Source organism: Natrinema sp. 1APR25-10V2 (assembly GCF_031626495.1).
Lineage (GTDB): Archaea > Halobacteriota > Halobacteria > Halobacteriales > Natrialbaceae > Natrinema.
Genome location: NZ_JAMQOJ010000001.1, coordinates 26,889 through 45,916, shown reverse-complemented (window position 1 = coordinate 45,916; position 19,028 = coordinate 26,889). Strand labels below are relative to the sequence as shown.

20 protein-coding genes and 1 pseudogene are annotated in these 19,028 nt (G+C 62.9%); 8 read left to right on the top strand and 13 right to left on the bottom strand.

Going from position 1 to position 19,028, the window contains the following annotated elements:
* Positions 1 to 102: 102 nt before the first annotated feature.
* A pseudogene (locus tag NDO75_RS00255) lies at positions 103 to 282 on the top strand (prenyltransferase); the annotation flags it as partial.
* Positions 283 to 1,491: 1,209 nt separating this feature from the next.
* On the opposite strand, the gene NDO75_RS00250 reads toward NDO75_RS00255, so the two are convergent.
* Positions 1,492 to 1,758 (bottom strand): ArsR family transcriptional regulator, encoded by a 267-nt coding sequence (locus tag NDO75_RS00250; protein WP_310904056.1) that lies wholly within the window; start codon positions 1,756 to 1,758, stop codon positions 1,492 to 1,494.
* Between the two features lie 227 nt (positions 1,759 to 1,985).
* Here NDO75_RS00250 and NDO75_RS00245 point away from each other — a divergent pair, with 227 nt between their 5' ends.
* Both NDO75_RS00245 and NDO75_RS00240 read left to right on the top strand, forming a co-directional pair.
* A complete protein-coding gene (locus NDO75_RS00245) occupies positions 1,986 to 2,408 on the top strand; it encodes a PadR family transcriptional regulator (RefSeq protein ID WP_310904055.1) in 423 nt (140 codons plus the stop codon).
* 430 nt (positions 2,409 to 2,838) lie between these two features.
* Positions 2,839 to 3,234 carry a hypothetical protein gene (locus NDO75_RS00240; protein WP_310904053.1) on the top strand — a complete coding sequence of 132 codons (396 nt, stop codon included), beginning with the start codon at positions 2,839 to 2,841 and terminating at the stop codon, positions 3,232 to 3,234.
* Here NDO75_RS00240 and NDO75_RS00235 read toward each other — a convergent pair.
* A complete protein-coding gene (locus NDO75_RS00235; protein ID WP_310904052.1) occupies positions 3,182 to 4,576 on the bottom strand; it encodes a DUF389 domain-containing protein in 1,395 nt (464 codons plus the stop codon). The genes NDO75_RS00240 and NDO75_RS00235 overlap by 53 nt on opposite strands.
* Before the next feature lie 15 nt (positions 4,577 to 4,591).
* On the opposite strand from NDO75_RS00235, the gene NDO75_RS00230 reads away from it, so the two are divergent.
* A complete protein-coding gene (locus tag NDO75_RS00230) occupies positions 4,592 to 4,789 on the top strand; it encodes a hypothetical protein (protein WP_310904050.1) in 198 nt (65 codons plus the stop codon).
* A 225-nt stretch (positions 4,790 to 5,014) separates the two neighbouring features.
* Here NDO75_RS00230 and NDO75_RS00225 read toward each other — a convergent pair whose 3' ends face one another.
* Positions 5,015 to 5,221 carry a cold shock domain-containing protein gene (locus NDO75_RS00225; RefSeq protein WP_049991771.1) on the bottom strand — a complete coding sequence of 69 codons (207 nt, stop codon included), beginning with the start codon at positions 5,219 to 5,221 and terminating at the stop codon, positions 5,015 to 5,017.
* A 191-nt stretch (positions 5,222 to 5,412) separates the two neighbouring features.
* Here NDO75_RS00225 and NDO75_RS00220 point away from each other — a divergent pair, with 191 nt between their 5' ends.
* Positions 5,413 to 5,682 (top strand): hypothetical protein, encoded by a 270-nt coding sequence (locus tag NDO75_RS00220; protein WP_310904049.1) that lies wholly within the window; start codon positions 5,413 to 5,415, stop codon positions 5,680 to 5,682.
* 114 nt (positions 5,683 to 5,796) lie between these two features.
* Here the strand turns inward: NDO75_RS00220 and NDO75_RS00215 are convergent, their stop codons facing one another.
* Positions 5,797 to 6,525 (bottom strand): class I SAM-dependent methyltransferase, encoded by a 729-nt coding sequence (locus NDO75_RS00215; RefSeq protein WP_310904048.1) that lies wholly within the window; start codon positions 6,523 to 6,525, stop codon positions 5,797 to 5,799.
* Positions 6,525 to 7,598 carry a hypothetical protein gene (locus NDO75_RS00210; protein WP_310904047.1) on the bottom strand — a complete coding sequence of 358 codons (1,074 nt, stop codon included), beginning with the start codon at positions 7,596 to 7,598 and terminating at the stop codon, positions 6,525 to 6,527. Before NDO75_RS00210 ends, NDO75_RS00215 begins: the two co-directional genes overlap by 1 nt.
* 200 nt (positions 7,599 to 7,798) lie before the next feature.
* Here NDO75_RS00210 and NDO75_RS00205 point away from each other — a divergent pair, with 200 nt between their 5' ends.
* On the top strand, positions 7,799 to 8,116 hold the full coding sequence (locus NDO75_RS00205; RefSeq protein ID WP_310904046.1) for a hypothetical protein: 318 nt from the start codon (positions 7,799 to 7,801) through the stop codon (positions 8,114 to 8,116).
* Positions 8,117 to 8,178: 62 nt separating this feature from the next.
* On the opposite strand, the gene NDO75_RS00200 is transcribed toward NDO75_RS00205, so the two are convergent.
* Entirely contained in the window at positions 8,179 to 8,493 is a 315-nt protein-coding gene (locus NDO75_RS00200) for a hypothetical protein (protein WP_310904045.1), read from the bottom strand.
* Between the two features lie 92 nt (positions 8,494 to 8,585).
* Positions 8,586 to 9,611 (bottom strand): zinc-binding dehydrogenase, encoded by a 1,026-nt coding sequence (locus NDO75_RS00195; protein WP_310904044.1) that lies wholly within the window; start codon positions 9,609 to 9,611, stop codon positions 8,586 to 8,588.
* 101 nt (positions 9,612 to 9,712) lie between these two features.
* On the opposite strand from NDO75_RS00195, the gene NDO75_RS00190 reads away from it, so the two are divergent.
* Positions 9,713 to 10,315: a molybdopterin-binding protein gene (locus tag NDO75_RS00190; RefSeq protein WP_310904043.1), complete on the top strand. Its 603-nt coding sequence runs from the start codon at positions 9,713 to 9,715 to the stop codon at positions 10,313 to 10,315.
* A gap of 1 nt (position 10,316) precedes the next feature.
* Positions 10,317 to 11,063 carry a 5-formyltetrahydrofolate cyclo-ligase gene (locus tag NDO75_RS00185; protein WP_310904042.1) on the top strand — a complete coding sequence of 249 codons (747 nt, stop codon included), beginning with the start codon at positions 10,317 to 10,319 and terminating at the stop codon, positions 11,061 to 11,063.
* A gap of 469 nt (positions 11,064 to 11,532) precedes the next feature.
* On the opposite strand, the gene NDO75_RS00180 is transcribed toward NDO75_RS00185, so the two are convergent.
* From NDO75_RS00180 to infB, 6 genes are all read right to left on the bottom strand, one after another.
* Positions 11,533 to 11,865, bottom strand: coding sequence for a CTP synthetase (locus NDO75_RS00180; RefSeq protein WP_310904040.1), 333 nt, complete (start codon positions 11,863 to 11,865; stop codon positions 11,533 to 11,535).
* The gene (gene guaA, locus NDO75_RS00175; protein ID WP_310904038.1) at positions 11,862 to 12,779 is read right to left on the bottom strand and encodes a glutamine-hydrolyzing GMP synthase; all 918 of its coding nucleotides are present in this window, start codon (positions 12,777 to 12,779) and stop codon (positions 11,862 to 11,864) included. Before guaA ends, NDO75_RS00180 begins: the two co-directional genes overlap by 4 nt.
* A complete protein-coding gene (gene pyrG / locus NDO75_RS00170; protein ID WP_310904037.1) occupies positions 12,779 to 14,464 on the bottom strand; it encodes a CTP synthase (glutamine hydrolyzing) in 1,686 nt (561 codons plus the stop codon). Before pyrG ends, guaA begins: the two co-directional genes overlap by 1 nt.
* Positions 14,465 to 14,697: 233 nt before the next feature.
* The gene (locus tag NDO75_RS00165) at positions 14,698 to 15,057 is read right to left on the bottom strand and encodes a hypothetical protein (RefSeq protein ID WP_310904036.1); all 360 of its coding nucleotides are present in this window, start codon (positions 15,055 to 15,057) and stop codon (positions 14,698 to 14,700) included.
* Between the two features lie 652 nt (positions 15,058 to 15,709).
* The gene (locus tag NDO75_RS00160; RefSeq protein ID WP_310904035.1) at positions 15,710 to 17,086 is read right to left on the bottom strand and encodes a DNA methyltransferase; all 1,377 of its coding nucleotides are present in this window, start codon (positions 17,084 to 17,086) and stop codon (positions 15,710 to 15,712) included.
* A gap of 87 nt (positions 17,087 to 17,173) precedes the next feature.
* Positions 17,174 to 18,973: a translation initiation factor IF-2 gene (infB, locus tag NDO75_RS00155; protein ID WP_310904033.1), complete on the bottom strand. Its 1,800-nt coding sequence runs from the start codon at positions 18,971 to 18,973 to the stop codon at positions 17,174 to 17,176.
* Positions 18,974 to 19,028 lie beyond the last annotated feature (55 nt).

The following is a 19,028-nucleotide window of genomic DNA, read 5'->3' as shown; positions in this document are numbered from 1 at the left end:
TACAGACTCGGTCCTCGTCGTAGTGCTCGCCGAGCCCACCGTCCTGCAGTGCCCGCAGTCTGCGCCGCACGTGTGAGGTTCTGTGATCGATGGTGGCCTCGCCAGTGGTTCCAGTGGATCGACGACGAGGGGGTCTTCTGGACGGGCTACCGGTTCGAGGACGAGGAGTTCTAGCCGGGCGAGCGGCCGACGTGGACCGGCGGTGCGGCGGTGCTGGCCGCAGATTCGTTGTCGGGGGTGTCGGGGGCTGCGGATCTCTTTACTGATCCGCTGTTCGAATGAACTGATTCGGGCGGATACGTTCTTGAGATTGCCAGATACGCCTATGAGGAGTTATTAGCGAAGGTACAGCAAGACATAAGCAGCGTGTAATATCTAAATTAGGACACATCGATGTAACTCTTTAAAATTGGCCGCGGTAGACTGTCAACAAAACCACCGTGAAGTAAGGTATTCTGAGGTATAAATTCGTGAGATCAGAATGTGATGAATTCCCATGCCTTGAGTACCAGAACTCAAGCATCCCCATCAAGGGAACTGACGAAGCCAATAGCAATAGGGCTTGAATAGATCCCATATCAATTACATAGTACGTCAAAACCCAAGATACTGCGTAGCATATCCCCAAAAAGGCGGTTATGGCTAATGTTATTCCGATTCTTTGTCCTGTACTGACTGACGGAGTCTCTGACGGATTAATGTCCTTAAGCGTTTTTGGCATTTCATCTTGGTCAATAGTAGATGCCGACAGAGCTATTTCTATCAGCTTTTGACCGTAAGCCGCACCCCCTGTTTTATTATATGTGATGACAGATGCTCACAAGAAGAAGTCACGATATATAAATTCGTACAGTAATAGGACTACATAAGGAAGGAGAAATAAAAATAGGGAGATTGCGGGCAAATACGCGACATCAATCCAGTTCTGGAGTATACTGGTTAGATGGACTGAAATGTATATTACACCATAGGCTGTCGATACGAATATAAATATTATTGATCCGACCATGATTTTGTTTTCCGCAGAATAAGGGTTATCAATCGCCATTCGTCGAATCATAGTGAAAAGAAGCAATCCTAAGGCAGCGAAAACAGACCAGCTATCGAGTGATGGAGAAATTCCAGAAATAGCAAGCATCGTCGAAGCCATTACACTTGCAAATATTATTTCGAAATCCACACTCTGATCGGAATCCGTATCGAACACTTCGTTTACGTAAATTTCCACATATTTCTAATCTGTAGGAGGGATTGTATTAATTGAGGGGGTGTAGCCACCCTCTCCTACCATAGCCCTCTTAGGTAGTCTATCGACAGAATTGATCCTCTGAATATACACACGAACCGTGATCTATCGTGTGTATTAGGAGCTAATTCATGGGCCGAATCATTGCTCTTTTCTGGACGATCAACACCCTGCTGATCATGGTCACAAATGGACTATTCAACAAGCCGAAAAATATGATTTCAGAAGTCGTGTGTACGAGTTCGTTATGACGGTTCGAGATCGTTGCTCTCTAATTCACCCTCAAGATAGGCACGACCTCGGTCCGTAATCCGGTAATAACCCCGGTCGTCGTCGACTTTTCGGAGGAGGCCGTGATCTTCCAAGACCGGAAGACGACGCTTCACCGTTGGATGAGAGACGCCGTCGATGTTATACGAGACTACCGCTGGTGGCATCGCTATCCCCGTTTCCTCGAAGAACTCGAGCAGCGCGGGATCGGATTTCGTCATCCACGATACCAGCGGGCGCATTCAGTAGCGAATCGCCATGTGCCGCTATAACTGGGGGTGCTCTCTTGAGTGATGATGCCCGAAGGTGAATTAATGATACTATATAGTATCAAGAATTAAGTCGGAGCCGGTCATCAGTCATCACGCGGAAGCCAGACGGACCCACCACTACCCAAATGGTCCTCGAGAGAATGCGGACCCGGTGCCCAACCACCGGCCCGCGCGGCTTCCGTAATCCACTGAAAGCCATGTCCGACGACGAGTTGCGGGACCTTGAACCTCCCGCCCGAGCAGTCGCATCGCCCGCTACGACCGACGGCCGGCGCGCGTGGATCGAACTCACCGGCTTCCAGCGCGACTGCCTCGAGGCCGTCGCCCGCCGCGAGCGCGACGGCGTGGCCTGCACCCGGTCGGGGATCGTCGAAACCCTCGAGCGGCGGTATCCGCGAGTCAGTGCGGCGCGCCTCGAGCCGAACCTGCGCGCGCTCGTCGGTCGCGAGCTGCTGGCGAAACGCGAGGCCGACGAGCGCGCGACCGCCTATCACCTCACGGGTGCCGGGCGCGCGCTGCTGATCCAGCGCGCCGAACGCCTCGCCGTGCTCTGTGATCTCCGGGGCAGCGCAGGTCTCGAGAAAGCGGTCGCTCGAGGTGAGGGCGACCGAAGCGGGTGATCGGGGCCGGAGACGCGGACAATACCGTCGGCGATGCCGTCCCGTTGCCGGGTATCCCCGAGGGGTTCATCGGAACAGGTAGGAGAGGATACATTATACGGTCTCGACTCGAGGCGGAGTGTATGAACGACCCGTTCGAGGCGGAGGTCGCCGTCGGGAACGCCGTTTCGATAGTCCTGCTCGCGAGCGTCTGCGGCTACGTGTTCGGAGTGCTGTTCACCGTGCATCTCGTCGCGTCGCCGGCCGAAGCGGTGTGGACGACGACCGTCCTGTTCGCCGTGAGCGGCCTCTTCCTCTGGGGCGCACGCCGCGCCCGATCGGTCGCGAGTAAGCGGCCGTTAGCCCTCGAGGCGCTCCGGACGGTTCCGATACGACCCCCCGAACTAACACGGCGCGGCGACGACCGAATCGAACGAACGGAGTCGGCCAGATGGACACGAAACGGTGGTGGACCCTGTTCGTCGATCTCGCGGCGGTCGTCTGGATGGGGCTGTTCGTCGTCGACGTCGCGGCCACCTACGGAGTCGTCGATCTCTCGTCGACCGAAGCGACCCTCGTCGGCCGCGGGCTCCTGGCGCTGATTCTCGTCTTCCTCCTCGACATCGCACTCCTGTATCGGTGGTCGGAGCAGGGAGCGCGGGCGTTCGTCCGATCGAACTGGCTCCTGATCGCGGCGGCTATTCCCTGGTTCCGCCCGCTGCGACTGCTGCGCGTCGGTCGCGGCGTCCGCGCGCTCCGGCTCATGGCGCGGTCGCGCAAGGTCGGCTCCTTCCTCAACAAGATACGCCGAATGCTCGAACGCTACTGGCACCGACTGCGCGAGTGATCCGGTCGGCGAACCGGGAGAGCCGGCTCGGCGGGTCGTCGGCGCTGACCGTCGCCTGCTCCTGTTCGATGTCAATGAATCGGACGTTCACCGTGACCGGTCGATCGGACTGGCCGGCGATTTCCCGCTGTAACTCGTCGGCGAATTGCGCGTACTCGGCGTCCGTCGATCGGCTCACCGTCACCGTCACCGTCTCTTCGTTCCCGAGGACGTTCATGTCGTTGTAGTCGGTCGCGACGCTGACCAGTTCGAGCGAACCGTACGTCGGGTCGTCCATGACCGTCTCGACGCCCTGATTGACGTCCTGCTCGAACGCGAGGTGGCTATACGTTCCGACGGCCGTCAGCGCGACCACGACGGCGAACGCGACGACGATGACGGCGTACGCGCCCGTTCGAACGGAGACGCTCACGTCGTTTCGGAGGTTCCGGATGACCGACGACCGGTAGCCCAGCGAGAAGAGGGCGGCGTACGCCGCGAGGTTGATGAACACGATGTTCATGAGCAACAGGACGATCGCGCCGAGGGCGATGATCGGCTGTCCCCAGACGACGCCGATGCCGGCGGTCGCGGCGGCGGGGACGATCGCCGCGGCGACCGCCACCCCGGCGAGCGAGACCGGAAGGTCCGTCGCCAGCGCGAGCGCGCCGGCGAATCCCGCCGCAATCGCGATCACGAGGGTGAGCAGGTTCGGCGTGAGAAACGAACTCACCTGATCGATGCGGGAGACGACGAGCGACGGCGGCATGAAGCCGGTCCGTTGTAAGACGAGACTCATCGCCACCGCGCCGACGAACGCGACGACGAGGCCGACGATCTGGGAGGTCGCGCTGTCGACGACCATCTCCCGGTCGCTGATGACCGCCCCTACGCTCGCCGACAGCGTGGAGCCGGCGAAGGGAGCGATCACCATCGCGCCGACGATGACGATGGCCGAGTTGAGCAGGAGTCCGCCGACCGCGACGATCGCACTCAGGGCCGCAAACGCGATGTAGGTCGCCGTTTCGGGGGTGAGATCCCGCGCCCGATCCCGGATCTCCGGATGGGACGCGCCTCGAGCACCCTTCGGGCCGTCGACGTATTCGTCGGTCAGTTCGTCCACGTTCGGGATGGTCGCGCGCTGGACGTCGGTGACGACGGTATAGGTGTCCTCGTCGAGTCCGGCGTCGTACAGGCGCTCGAGAACCGTGTCCACCGCGCCCGCGGGAACCGGAACGTACGCGACGGCGCCGTCTCGCGTCCCGTCCTCGTCGACGAAGAGATACTCGACGTCCATCCCGTCCAAGGTATCGCCGACGGACGGGCGGACGTCGCTGGGAACGAAAATCTGAATGAGCCGCATAGCGAACGGTCCAGAATGTTCGGGTTAATTACTCGGCACCTACAGCCGGCGGCGCACACGGGTTCGATCGGACGCCGATCCCGGCTCGAGCCGAACCTGCGCGCACTCGTCGCCCGCGACCTCTTGGCGAAACGCGAGGCCGACGAGCGCGCGACCGCCTACCGGTTCACCGGTGTCGCGCGCACTGTTCATCCAGCGCGCCGCCCGCTGTGACCGCCGAGCCGTGACGAGTATCGGGAAGGCGACCGCTCGAGGCGAGTACCGGAGCGGCTGCCCACGACTCGAGACGTGGCGTCAAACCGGAGTCCGATCGGGAATACCAGTTCGAAGTGGCCTCTGGAGAGGGTAGCTCGACCGGACGGAGAGCCCCAGCTACGGCGCGTGGGTCAAAAAGAACGGAATTGCCAACATCGCTGTGAACGACGGGCAGAATCCGGATTACTGACGAACGACGTTCGTCGCGCGGGGTCCCTTCGGGGATGATTCGATGTCGAACTCGACTTCCTGCCCTTCCTCGAGATCGGGGCCGCCGACGTCTTCCATGTGGAAGAACACGTCCTCGTCGTCGTCTACCTCGTCCGCGTCAGTCGAAATAAAACCGTAGCCGCCCGTGTCGTTGAAGAAGTCAACCTTACCGTTTGCCATTACGAGCAAACGTAGTTGCCGTACTCGGATAACCCTTCCGAGAGTTGCGCTACCACGACCCCCGCTGGCAGTGAGCCGTCGAGGTCGAGACCCGATTCACCGCGGAGCGCCGAGTGGCCGATTGCTGCGAGCCTGACAGGTTCCGGAGACAGATATTTAGGTACGAGTTCACATGGTTCACACGCATCGCTATGAAACCGTGCCACAGCTGTCAGTCGGTAATCGACGAGTACGAACTGGACAAACAACTCGAACCGCTGCGCGACCTCACGGTTGACGACTTCAACGTCTGCGCGGACTGCGTAACCATCGTTGCGGACGCGTGCGTGGAGTGCGACGGCGCGGTGTACGTCCCTCGAGGCGAATCGACCACCCCCGACTACTGCCCGGCGTGTCGGTCCGACCGTATCGCCCGCACCGGTCGCGACCCCGGCTGGAACGGGACCCCGACCACTTCCTGACCGACACCGCCCTCACCCGCTCTTTCGGCTCGCAGAGCCACTCACGACGTTCGCTCCGGCAGCCGCGGACGTTGCGAGCGGTTCGCCGCCGCCCTCGAGGAGTCGGGACGGCCGTTACCGTGGTCGCCGAGCGATCCCGGTATCGCAGACCACGCACGACTGCAGCCCGTTTTCCGCGGTGAATCGATCGAACAGCCCCGAGAGCCGCACGTCGTGGCTCGCCAGCACCCCGCCGGGCTCGAGGTGATCCACCGCCGTCTCGTACTCGAAGCGCATGTGTGGCAGCCGGTGGTCCGAGTCGTGCAAGAAGAGATCGAGGGGGCCGACGTGCTCGAGCAGGTCGGGCACCACCTCGCGGGCGTCGCCCTCGTGGAGCGTCCACCGGTCGCGACACCGATCGGGAATCAGGTGGCCGTACTCGAACGGCCCCGGCGGCCCGCCGGGCAGGTCGACGGAGTGCAGCGTCCCGCCGCCGTTTCGCTCCATCGCCGCGAGGATGTGCGCGTCGAACGAGCCGAACAACACGCCGGTCTCGACGGCGGTCTCGATCCCCAGCGCGCGGCAGACGACGTAGAGCGTCGCCCCGTCGCGCCAGTGCGTCGTGTCGGTCGCGACGCCGGCGTCGTGGATCTCCGCGATGCGGTCGGCGTAGGCGTCGTGAAACCACTCGAGATCGTCGTACTCGCGCTCGTACTCGCGGAGCTCGGCCGCCGACGCCGGCAGCACGTCGGCCAGCCGGTCGGCGCGCTCGCGGGTCTCTCGGCCGTAGTCGAGGCGGCGGCGCTCTCTGTCCAGTCGCGCCTTCCGAACGGCGTAGATCGCGTCGCGGACGAGTCCCGCCATTACTTGTATCCCAGCGCCTCGAGGCGCGAGTCGATCGCGTCGTCGTCGGTCGCGCTCTCGTCGCTCCCGGTCGCCCCCTCGCCGATCGCGTCGGGGAGGCCGGGCTCGCAGGTCCGCCGATCCCGCCCCTCGCGGACGACCCAGGGGACCCGCCGGACCGCGGGGACCGGCGTGCCGGGCGGGTGCGACCAGACGCCGAACTCGCCGATGCCGTTGCCGTGATCGCTGGTCATCGCGACGCGGCCGTCGCAGTTCTCGAGCAGCCGCGTCACGTCGTCGAGGACCCACTCGAGGTTGTCCCGGTAGGCCCCCCAGACCGCCTCGAAGGAGAGGTCGCCGTCGCGGACGCGCAGCCAGGGGTCGTTCATCGAGTCGTCGCTGTCGTCCGCCGCTTCGGCCTCGGCGAGCGCTTCGAGGGCCTCGCGTTCCTCGGGCGAGAGGTCGGCGAGCTCTATGTCCTCGTCCTCGCCGTCGCCGTCGGTGAACTGGCCCCAGTGTTCGATGTCGGCCGAGCCGAAGAACCAGCCCGGTCGCGACCGGAACGGGGCGTGGGGCTGCATGTAGTGGACGAGAACGCGGTCGATGTCGAGGGCCTCGCGCTCGCGCCAGACGGCGATCGCGGCGTCGGTCAGGGACTCGGGCGGGATCGTCGAGATCTCGTCGTCGACCCATTCGTCGCGCCAGGCCTCGTGGAAGACGCCGAAATCGTCGCCGGAGAGCGGCAACACCTCGTCGGAGGTGACGAGGATGTGCTCGCAGGACTGCGAGGAAAAGGGGTTTCCGGTCACGTAGGCGGTCCGGGCCATCTCCGCGCGGTGCTCCGGCCCGAAGGTGCGGTCCATCCACTCGGCCGACTGGGAGCCGACCGACCACAGCGAGTCGACTCCCTCGGGGCCGGGAAGCGCGTCGTGGCCGGCCGCGGCGACCTCGCGCATGAGATCCAGCCGACAGCCGTCGAGAATACAGCAGAGGTCCCACTCGCGCTCCCAGACGGGCGTCGCGGGGAGGAGCCGCGAGAGCGCGCCGCCGAGACGCCCGGTCGCGATCTTCTCGGATACCGTCGCGAAGTCCATTGGCGTCGTTCTGTCTACTCTCTGGACGCGATTCTGTTAGAAGTTTTTGATCGAACGCCGAACCGTCCCGCCCGCCGGACGACGCTCGCCGACCGGTCGCCGTCGCCGACTCGCAGCAACTATGCCATACGGTAACAAGGCTTATTACATCCCTGTTCGTAGCGTCCCATGAGGACCGGAAAACAGGTCCGTGTGACGAAATGAGCTCCTCACCACCGGAAACCGAGACGTACGAAGTCACGCTCTCCAGAGACGAGCAGTGGGTCGTTCACCACGTTCTCTCGAACCGCCTCGACGACGCCCTAGACGACGAGGAAACCCCGCCCGAGTGGGTCCTCGAGGTACTCGAGGCGATCGAGACCGACGACGAGACGGAACGACTCACCGGCCACCAGGCCGACCGCGTCTATGACGCGCTCGCCGCGTACGTCGACCGTGAGGAGACGCCCGACCGAGACGTCGGCCACGGCGCGGCCGTCCTCGACCGGCTCGAGGACGTCCGCGAGGCTCGAGCGTAACAGGCCGCACGGTTTTTCAGAATGTAGAAATCGGTCGATAGCCGGCCGCTCGTCGGTGCTCGTCAGGGACGCGTCGTCGCCCAGACGGCCGTCACCGCGAGCAGGACGGCGGGTGCGAGCGGGAGAATCAGCAGCGCGAAGCGGTACCCCTCCACGCCCGGCGGGAACAGGTAGATCGCGGTCGGGGCGACGAGAAAGGCGAATGCGAGGACGCCGACGAGCGTCCAGCCGCGCCAGTCGAACTCGCGGTCGGCCGCCGCGGGGTGGACGGGCTCGTCCGCTGAACCGTCGTCGGCCGGCCCAGCAGCTCCCTCGTCGCCGTCCGCATCGAACGCCGCTGGGTCGTGGACGTATCCGCCGTCGTCGCTCGAGCTCACTATCGTCCCTTGCGAGCGCGGCGTGAAAGCCCTCACGGTTCCGCGAGCGACCGTCGGAAACCTGGCCGCGCGCGACCGACGGGCTCGGCCGACTACAGCTCGCTATCGGGCCGGACGACGACTTTGCCGAAGCCCTCCCGATTCTCGATGATCTCGTGGGCGCGGTCGATCTCGCTCATCGGTAGCTCCTCGCGGATCGCGGGCTCGAAGGTGCCGTCCCAGACGAGTTCCATCACGTCGTCGACCTGGTCCGGCGTGGCCATCGTCGAGCCGATGATCTCGAGCTGGTTCCAGAAGATGCGCGGGATGTCCGTCTCGGGAGCGCCGCCACCGGTGCCGCCGCAGGTGACGAGCCGGCCGCCCTTGGTCAGGCTCGCCAGCGAGTCCTGCCAGGTGGGTTCGCCGACGTGTTCGACCACGACGTCGACGCCGCGGCCGCCCGTCTCGGAGCGAACCCAGTCGGCGAAGTTCTCCTCCTCGTAGTTGCAGACGTGATCGGCACCGCGTTCCTTCGCGTACTCGAGTTTCTCCTCGGTGCTGCCGGTCGCGTACACCTCGGCACCCGCGTAGTCTGCGATCTGGAGCGCGGCGTGGCCGACCCCGCCGCTGGCGCCCAGCACGAGCACCGACTCGCCGGCTTTGAGCTCGGCGCGTTCGATCAGCATCCGCCAGGCGGTCTGGAAGACCAGACAGCTCGAGCCGGCGACTTCCCAGTCGACGCCCTCGGGGACGGGGATCAGGTTGTCCTCGGGGATCGCGGCGTACTCCGAGTGGATCCCGGGAACGTGTTCGCCGATGATGTGGAAGCGCGGATCGAGGGTCGGATCGTCCATCCGCAGGTCGCCGACGCCGGCGGAAAGCGCGACGCGGTCGCCCTCCTCGAAGCGGGTGACGTTCTCGCCGACCTCCTCGACGACGCCCGCCCCGTCGCTGCCGGGGATGTGGGGCATCTCGAGGTCGATTCCCGGCATTCCCCGTCGCGTCCAGATGTCGAGGTGGTTGAGCGCGGCCGCCTTGACGTCGACCAGCACCTCGTCCGCGCCGACCTCCGGGTCGGGGTACTCGCCGTACTCGAGGACGTCTATGTCGCCGTGTTCGGTGACTTTGACTGCCTGCATGTACCGTTGGCAACGGAAAGCCCGTGCATAACAGTTGGGCAATCCGTGGGCCGTGCCTCTTTTCGGCCAGTATTTTACTCGCCGGCGCTCGAAGACGCGATATGAACGAGACGGACGCGGACGAGACTCGCGACGGGGCGGACGCAGGCGGCGGTCGCGACACCGCCCCGGACGACCTCTGCACCAGCGTCGTCACGATCTCGTCCGACCGGTCGCTCGAGGAGGATCCGGCCGGGGACATGATCGCCACGGTGCTCGAGGAGGCGGGACACGAGATTGCGGTTCGGGAACACGTCGGCTCCGCTCACGATAAGGTGCAGTCGATCGTCTCGCGCCAGATCGACCGCGACGACGTCGATATCGTGATCACCGCCGGCGGGACGAGCGTCGAACCCGACGACGTGACCCTCGAGGCCGTCGAACCCCTCCTCGAAAAGGAACTCACGCCGTTCGGCGAGTTGTTCACCGCGCTGGCCTACGAGCGAGTCGGCACGCGGGTCGTCACTGCGCGGACGCTCGCGGGCATCGCCAAAGGGAGCGGGACGCCGGTCTTCTGTCTCCCCGGCGTCGCCGACGTGGCGCGGATCGGACTCGAGGAGATCGTCCTGTCGGAGGCGGCCGCGATCGTCGACCTCGCGCGGGAGGACGAACCCGACACCGACGAGGACGCGCCGGAGGCGGACGCGACGAACGGAGGTGCCTGACGTGGACGGCGACAACGGCGACGACGGGACCGATCGCGCCGACAAGGCGGCCATCCGTGAGCGTGTCTGGGACGACCTCGAAGAGAGCGGCGAGGCCCGGTTTCCGTTTCCGCCACACGGCCGCATTCCGAACTTCGCCGGCGCAGACGCGGCCGCCGACCGACTGGCCGACCAGCCCGAGTGGAAGGAGGCGACGACGATCAAGGCCAACCCGGACGCGCCGCAGTTGCCCGTCCGGCGGCGAGCGCTGCGCGAGGGGAAGACGGTCTACATGGCCGTGCCGCGGCTCCGCGACGAGGACTGTTTTCTGAAGCTCGATCCCGACGAACTCGAGGACTACGACGCGGCGACGACCGTCTCTGGGTCGGCCGAGCACGGCGTGCAGGTCGGACCGGCGGCGGTAGACCGGATCGATCTGATCGTCTCCGGGAGCGTCGCGGTTACCGAAGCGGGCGGCCGGATCGGCAAGGGGGAGGGGTACAGCGACCTCGAATACGCCATCCTCCGCGACCTCGGCCTCATCGACGACGCGACGCCGGTCGCGACGACGGTCCACGAGCGCCAACTGCTCGACGAACCGGTCGCGATCGGCGCACACGACGTCGCGATGAGCCTCGTCGTCACGCCCGAGCGAGTGCTCCGTCCGGACGGGAGCGAACAGCCGACCGGCATCGACTGGGACCTGCTCGAGGACGATCGGCTCGAAGAAATACCGGTGTTACAGCGGCTGTCGGATCGGAGTCGATAGGAAAGCCGAGGGCTACCGATCGATCGACATCGCGACGAGAGAACCGACCAGTCCATCCCCGGGACGCGGCAAACGCGCCGCGTCCCGAATGCCAGAATTCCAGGGTGTGACGGGACCGGTGGGGCGGGTCCCGTCAGCGAGAATCGGTTGGCAGTGGTGGGGAAAGGGTGCTGTGGTGGGGTTGCTGGAAGTCGCGGGAACAGGTGGTGGGTGCCATCGGTGGGGTCTGCCCGTCGACCTCCATTCGTTCGGACGAGCGATTGCTACTTGAACGGGGGTGATGGTATACCGGTCTTACGCCGAATTCTGCCGAATTCACTGCGGATTTACGCCGGCTATACCGCCGGCGAGAGAGTTTATACGGCGACTACACCGATTCCGTCCGAACGAGTTGGTTCCGTGCGCCGTGTTCGGAAAGTAATACGACGTTCAACGACGACGTTCGGGGCCAAGCGGCCGGCCGACGCCGTCAGCCGACGAGTTCGTCCGCGACGACGCTCGCGTCCATCAACTGCGGATCGATCGCGAGATCGAGTTGCCCCTTGACGAACTCGGGGACCGTATCGCGGGCGTAGACGACGGTCCGCGCGTCGTCGTTCAGATCGCAGACGATCGGGATCGTCGTCGCCTGACCGATGTCGGTCAGGACGTAGAGATCGGCATCGACGATACCGGCTTCCTCGAGGTGCGGTCTCGAGACGACACCGTCGACGCGGGTTACGTCGACGCCCTCGCCCTCGAGCGCCGCTGCGATGCCGTCCTCGTCGGGGCCGGCGACGACCGCGGTCGTGACGGAACTCATTCGTACTCGATGGTCGCGGGCGGTTTGTGGGTCACGTCGTAGACGACGCGGGCGACGTTGTCGTTCTGGCCGGTGATCCGGGACTGAATGCGCTGGAGCGTGTCCCAGTCGATCTCCTGTGCGCGGGCGGTCATCCCGTCGCGGGAGTCGACCGAGCGCACGGAGACGACCCAGCCGTGAACCCGGTTGTCGCCTTTGACCCCCGTGGCCTTGCCGATCACGGCCGCGAGCGCCTGCCATGGCTCGTACTCCTCGAGTTCCTCCTCGACGACGTGACACGAGTGGCGCGCGACCTCGAGTTTCTCCTCGGTGACCTCGCCGATCACGCGCACCGCGAGGCCGGGTCCGGGGAACGGCATCCGCTCGGCGACGAGCTCGTCGAGGCCGAGGTGGCGAGCGACCTCGCGGACCTCGTCCTTGTAGAGGTCCCGGACGGGTTCGACGATCCCGTCGAAGTCGACCACGTCGGGCAAGCCGCCGACGTTGTGGTGGGACTTGATCCCGCCCTCGCTCTCGATGCGGTCGGGATAGATCGTCCCCTGCACGAGGTAGTCCGCGTCCGCGTCCTTGGCCTCGCGCTCGAACTCGCGGATGAACTGTTCGCCGATGACCGCGCGCTTTTCCTCGGGGTCCGTCACGCCCGAGAGAGCCTCGAGGAAGCGATCCTTCGCGTCGACGATCCGCAGCGACTCCATGTAGTCGAACGTCTCGCGGATCTGGTCGGTCTCGCCTTTCCGCATCAGCCCGGTGTCGACGTAGACCGGCGTCAGGCGGTCGCCGATGGCCTCGTAGGCCAGGGCGGCGGCGACCGACGAGTCCACGCCGCCCGAGAGGGCGATGACCGCATTGGCGTCGTCGATCTCTTCCTCGATCTCTGCGACTGCGTCGGGGACGAACGTCTCGGTGTCTACCATCAGTGAGTTACCTCCGTTTCCGCATCGGCATCGGCGTCGTCGGTCGTCGCTCCGTCTCCCCCATCGGACTCCTCGAGGACGGCCTCGACCAGCCCCAGGAACGGCGGGCTCGGCTGGCCGGGTCGGGACGTGTACTCGGGGTGGAACTGCGTCCCGAAGAAGAACGGGTGGTCCTCGAGCTCGAGGATCTCCATCCGGTTGCCGGCCGTGCCGGAGAATTCCAGCGGCTCGTCCTCGAATTGGTCGAAGTACTCGGGGTTGACCTCGTAGCGGTGGCGGTGTCGCTCCGTACAAGACGTATCGTCGTAGAGGTCGTAGGCCAGCGTCTGGGGCTCGATCACGGTCGTGTGCTCGCCCAGGCGCATCGTTCCGCCCATGTCCTCGACTTCGTACTGCTCGGGCAGGATATCGATGACCGGGTGGGGCGTGTTCTCTTCCATCTCGGCGGAGTGGGCGCCCTCGAGACCGAGCACGTTCCGGGCGTACTCGACGACGGCCATCTGGAAGCCCAGACAGAGCCCGAGGAACGGAACCTCGTTCTCGCGGGCGTACTGGACCGCGCGGATCTTCCCTTCGGAGCCGCGCATCCCGAAGCCGCCGGGGACGATGATCCCGTCCATCCCCTCGAGTTGCCCGTCGTGGCCGGCGCTCAGTTCGTCGGCGGCGACCCAGTGGACGTTCACGTCGACGCCGACCTCGAAGCCGGCGTGTTTCAGCGATTCGTGGATCGACATGTATGCGTCCTCGAGGTCGTACTTGCCGACCAGCGCGATGTCGATCTCGCCGTCTTTCTCGGTGGTGACGATCTCGCGCCAGTCGTTCGCCCGCTCGCCTTCGGGCAGCGCCTCGTCGGCCAGCCCGAAGTGCTCCAAGACGTACTGATCTAACCCCTCCTCTTCGACCATCAGCGGAACGTGATAGACGTCCTCGACGTCGGGGTTCGAGAACACCGCCTCGGTCGGGATGTCACAGAACAGCGCGATCTTCTCCTTGGTCTCGGGGTCGAGTCGGTCCTCACAGCGGCCGACGATCACGTCGGGCTGGAGACCGATCGAGCGGACCTCCTTGACGGAGTGCTGGGTCGGCTTGGTCTTCTGCTCGCCGTTCTTCGAGTACGGGACGAGCGTAACGTGGGTAAAGAGGACGTTCTCCTCTGGTTCCTCGTGGGCGAACTGGCGCAGCGCCTCGAGGTAGGGCATCCCCTCGATGTCGCCGACCGTGCCGCCGACCTCGATGATACAGACGTCGGTGCCTTCGGCGGCCTCGCGGATGCGCCGCTTGATGTCGTCGGTGATGTGGGGAATGATCTGGACCGTCTTCCCCAGGTAGTCCCCCGCGCGTTCCTTCTCGATGACGTGCTGGTAGGTCTTGCCCGTCGTGATGTTGTGGTCCGAGGTCATGTCGATGTCGAGGAACCGCTCGTAGTTCCCCAGATCGAGGTCGACCTCGCCCCCGTCCTCTAGGACGTAGACTTCCCCGTGCTGGTAGGGGTTCATCGTTCCCGCGTCGACGTTCAGATACGGGTCGATCTTCACCGCGGTGACGTCGAACCCGGCGTTTTTGAGGAGGCGGCCGGTGCTCGCGGCCGTGATCCCCTTGCCGAGCCCCGACATGACGCCGCCGGTGACGAAGATGAACTTGTTCCCCAGCGAGGGGTCATAATGAGTGTCCGATTCCGTCGGCATACCGAGTGTGCGCGCGACCGATTGAAAACGATTTCGGGACCGTACTGCCTCCGACAGAGGTTGTCACTCCGCGGCGGTACGGCCACGGCCCCCCGTCTCGCGATCTGGGTCGACGTTCGTCCAAAACGATCCGATACGGAGGAACGATCGTTCGGCCGATCGACAGGGACGACGAAAATCAGGTAGGGGACGACTGTCCCCGCGGTCTTCCCACCGTGGGTTCGAACCTCGACCTACGTCTCTTTCGGCGTCTCGTCCTGTACTTCGACTATTTCGGCCTGCTCGAGGATCTCCGTCCCGCCGCCCGTTCGAATCTGGATCGGTCGCCCGGGAAGGCCGGGGTCCTCATCGCCGGCCGACTCGTGCTGGACGGAGACGGCGGCGACCCCGTCGATGGTGACCGACCGGCGCTCGATCGGGTCGCCCTCGTACTCGACGGTGTCCCACGTCTCCACGTCGAGATCGTCCATGTCCGCGCCGAAGTAGTCCTCTGCATCCGGATTCACCGTATCCTCGGTCTGGGACTCGCCGGTCGTCCGGTTGTCGTCGAACTGGACCTCCTCGTGCTTGTACTGACGGAGCTGTACGAGCATAGTGAACCCATCACGAGCAGCGTGGTAATCCTTACAGGGGTACATCGCAAGGTCGGTACCGGAAAGGGATCTCCAGTGGACGATACCGAACCGCTCGAGGACCTCGAGGCCGGGGCGCGGGTTCGACTCGAACGGAGAACGTGAGTTCAGAGATGGAACGTCTGGCTTCGCTAGAAAAACGGATTTGTGTTTATACGTACGATTAATCATCTATTGGCGTGCACGCGCGCAAGGCACGGCCGTGTCGTCACATGATGAGGAGTGATGCAGATACTGGGCACGCCGATGACTGAGAAGTGATCAAGCGGCTGATCTCACACTCTCGTACTGTCTCACCATCTTGATGAAGAGATCGTTGAATGTCTCGTCGTTCTGCTTCAGTTTGTCTATCTCGTCGTAGGTAGATTGGTGAAGTGAAATCGTCTCCCAGTCACGCTCTTCTTTTTTCTTCTGATGGTTCGTACTCAAAATTGTGGTCTGCTTGCTCAGGATCGTACTTCTCACATATTTCAAGAAACAGTTCATTGTAAGACTGCCCTTCCCGCAACGCTTCAACCCGCTCCCTCACTGAAGCGTAGACAGAAATCGAGGTCCAGTTTTTCTTGCAGGCCAGAGCAAGAAGTCCGCCCGTGAGATTAACTAACTCACCCCGCTATTCTGGCTTCTTGAGTAAGACGATACTCTCTCGAAGGTCAACATCGTGGCGGCGAGAGCCTTTAATACTCTTCCAAGTATCTCCACGCTCCCGTATCTCATACACGTCCTTGAATTCGAATCCAATGTGTTCAGCGACTCGTCCAAGGTAGATATCGGTCGGGATATGGACGCCGTATGGAGCAGAATCACCAAGGACCATCACAAAGTGAGTGCCTGGCTTCATTTTATCATACACCGATGAAATAACGTCGTACATGTCGTTGAAATATGCCGCTACCATGACATCATACCGCTTCCCGCTGTAACTCTTCTCGTCACGGATATCCAGAATCTCACTCTGTCTCCGTACAACTTCCTCTCGAATTTGCTTGGGTAATTCAGACCGTGGCTCAACATCAGAGGGAACCCCTTTGAGAACTACTGTAGACGAATTAACGAGATCGGTGCGGACAACATCCGTTACCTCGCCCCAAGTGGAAGCGTAGCCAAGGAAATAGAGTTCGAGCCGAGTAACATCCGCGTAATCAACATTGTTGAGGTACGGTGGGGAGGTGATAACTGCATCAATCGACTCATTTTCAATCGTGTCGATATTGCGGGCGTCAATGTTGTGAATAACGCTATCACCAACGACATCTGTCTCTCGGAGGGTTGAGTTCAGGTCATCGATGACCATACTCAGTTTGTTAGAGAAGACTGTCTGTGGCTCAGGGGTCGAGTCTTTGGTTGCACTTGGTTGTACGTAGGGGAAGACGGTGTTTGCCTTGCACACATCACGTAGTGAGGCTACCAAGGCCATCCGATAGAGTTCGGAGTACTTGCTCTCGAATCCCTTGATAACTTCGTCAATGATGTATAATTCTCCGAGTTTGCGGTTATCAAAGACCTTGTACAGGAACTCAGGCTCTTCATCGTCGGAAATGTAGTCGTTGTAGTCTTGCTCATCCAGAGCGGTGGTCACGCGATTCTGAAGTTCCGATTTTTCGCACTGAAGCTCGGAAACATCAACATCCCAGTCGGTTTTTCGCTTCGCCACCCATGAGATAAATGGATGGACTTCAACGCCGTGGGCGGTGGCACCCTGCTTTTTCGCCTCAACGACGGTTGTCCCTACCCCGCCGAACGGATCAAGGACCTCATCGTTCTCCCCTATGTTGAACAAGTCTAAGAATGAAGATACAAGTTCGTAGGAGAATCCTGCTTGATATCGGAACCAGCGATGTATCGGTGCATCCGTATTGTCGCTGAAAGTCCCGATTAGAGTGTCTACCTGTACACCACTGTCAGCACCGTCGCCGTCAGTCCATGAGGAGAGTGAGGATTGCTTGTCCTCAAAAATATCTGCAACCTGCGGCTCTTGCTCCTGTTCCATACTTCAGTCTGAGTACGATGTTAGAAACTTTGGCCGATCGACCGCGGAAATCCTCGCATTTGTCTACACAAACAGCTACACAAATGCTTACTTCCCCCAGAAGGGGTCCCGGTTACGCTGCTTGTCGAGGTACATGTTCAGCGCCTCGAGTTCGTCGCCCGGAATTTCGCTCGCGAGTTCCTGCTCTAGGATCTTCGCGTGTTTCTCGGGGATCTCGGCCCAGAGTTCGTCGTCCTCCTCGATCTGGCGGCCGACCGTCGGCCCGTCGATCGCGACGGAAACGCGGTTGCCCGCGCGGGCCTCGTCGACGTCTTCGCCCTGTTCCTGGATACCTTTGACCTGGCCGACGCGCTCAGGTTCGTTGCCCTCGAACTTGACGACGTTCGTGTTTTTCTGGACCGTCCCGGAGTTCACCTCGACGCCGACGACCGCGGGGTCGTTCTGGCGGAAGGTGTGGTCCGGCAGGATGCGGAACCGAGCGGGCCGGGTGATGTTCTCGAGGATGGTGTCCTGCTGGGCCTGCTCGATCCCCTCGACGTACTCCTCGTACTCCTCGATCAACTGGTAGATGACCTCGTCGGTGAAGATCGTCACGTCCTCGATCTCCGCGCGGTCCTCCGCGTCGTCGAGGACGTCGACGTTGAACCCGAGGATGACCTTCTGCTTGCCGTCGTCGGCCGTCGAGGCGACCGAGACGTCCCGCGGCGCGACGTCACCGACCTCCGCGCGCACGATCGGGACCTCCGCGTCGCCTAAAGCGTCGGCCATCGCCTCGAGGCTGCCCAGCGTGTCGGCCTTGACGACGACGCCCTCCTCGGCGGTGTCGACGGCGATGTCCGCGAGTTCGGCCTGTACCTCCTCGATGACTTCGTCCAAGTCGCGGTTGCGGACGACCCGGACCGGCGCACCGGCCATCGCGTCCGCGAGTTCCGGCGCGGCGACCTTGATACCGGACGCGGCCGAGACCTCGTCGACTTTCTCGAAGCGGCTCTCGGTGCGGATCTCGGCGAGCGGACGGGGCTGGAGCAGCGCACGGACGTCCGTGACGATCGGTTCGTTCTGGCCGCCGACGACGATCGTATCGTCCGATCGAATCGTCCCGTCGTACAGCACCGTGTCGATCGTCGTCCCGAACCCTTTCTCCTCTTTGACCTCGAGGACGGTGCCGACGCCGGGGCCAGCGACGTCGATCTCCATCTCCTCTTTCATGTAGCGCTGGGAGAGCCCCATCATGACGGTCAGAAGGTCTGGAACACCTTCGCCGGTCATCGCCGAAACGGGGACGACGCCGACGTTGCGCTGGAAGTTCTGGACCCGCCAGTAGAGGTCGGCGGAGAAGCCCTCGTCCGAGAGGTTGCCGATGATCTCGTAGAGGCTCTCGTCCAACCGCTGGCGCACGCGGTCGGACTGGGACTCGTAGGTGTCGTTGATCGGCGAGTCCTCGTGGGCGTTCCACCCCGGTACGGTGTCGATCTTGTTCGCCGCGACGATGAACGGCGTCTGCGAGCGACGGAGAATGTCAAGCGCCTCGAGCGTCTGGGGCTGGAAGCCGTCGTTGACGTCGACGACGAGGATGGCGATGTCGGCCAGCGCGCCGCCGCGAGAACGCAGCGTGGTAAAGGAGTGGTGGCCCGGCGTGTCGATAAAGAGGAGGCCAGGAAGGTCGAAGTCGTCGGGGTCGACGAGATCGCCCGCGATCGAGGAGATGATGTCCAGCGGGACGGCGGTCGCGCCGATATGCTGGGTGATCGCGCCTGCTTCGCCCTCGATGACCGCGGAGCCGCGGATCTTGTCGAGGAGACTTGTCTTGCCGTGATCGACGTGTCCGAGGACGGCGACGATCGGCGTTCTGAGGGATGTGGGGTCGCGTGTGTCCGTGTCCGACATGGTAAACCACCCGAGAAGGTCTTACCTAAATCGTCCGCAGCGCCGTAGTTAAACC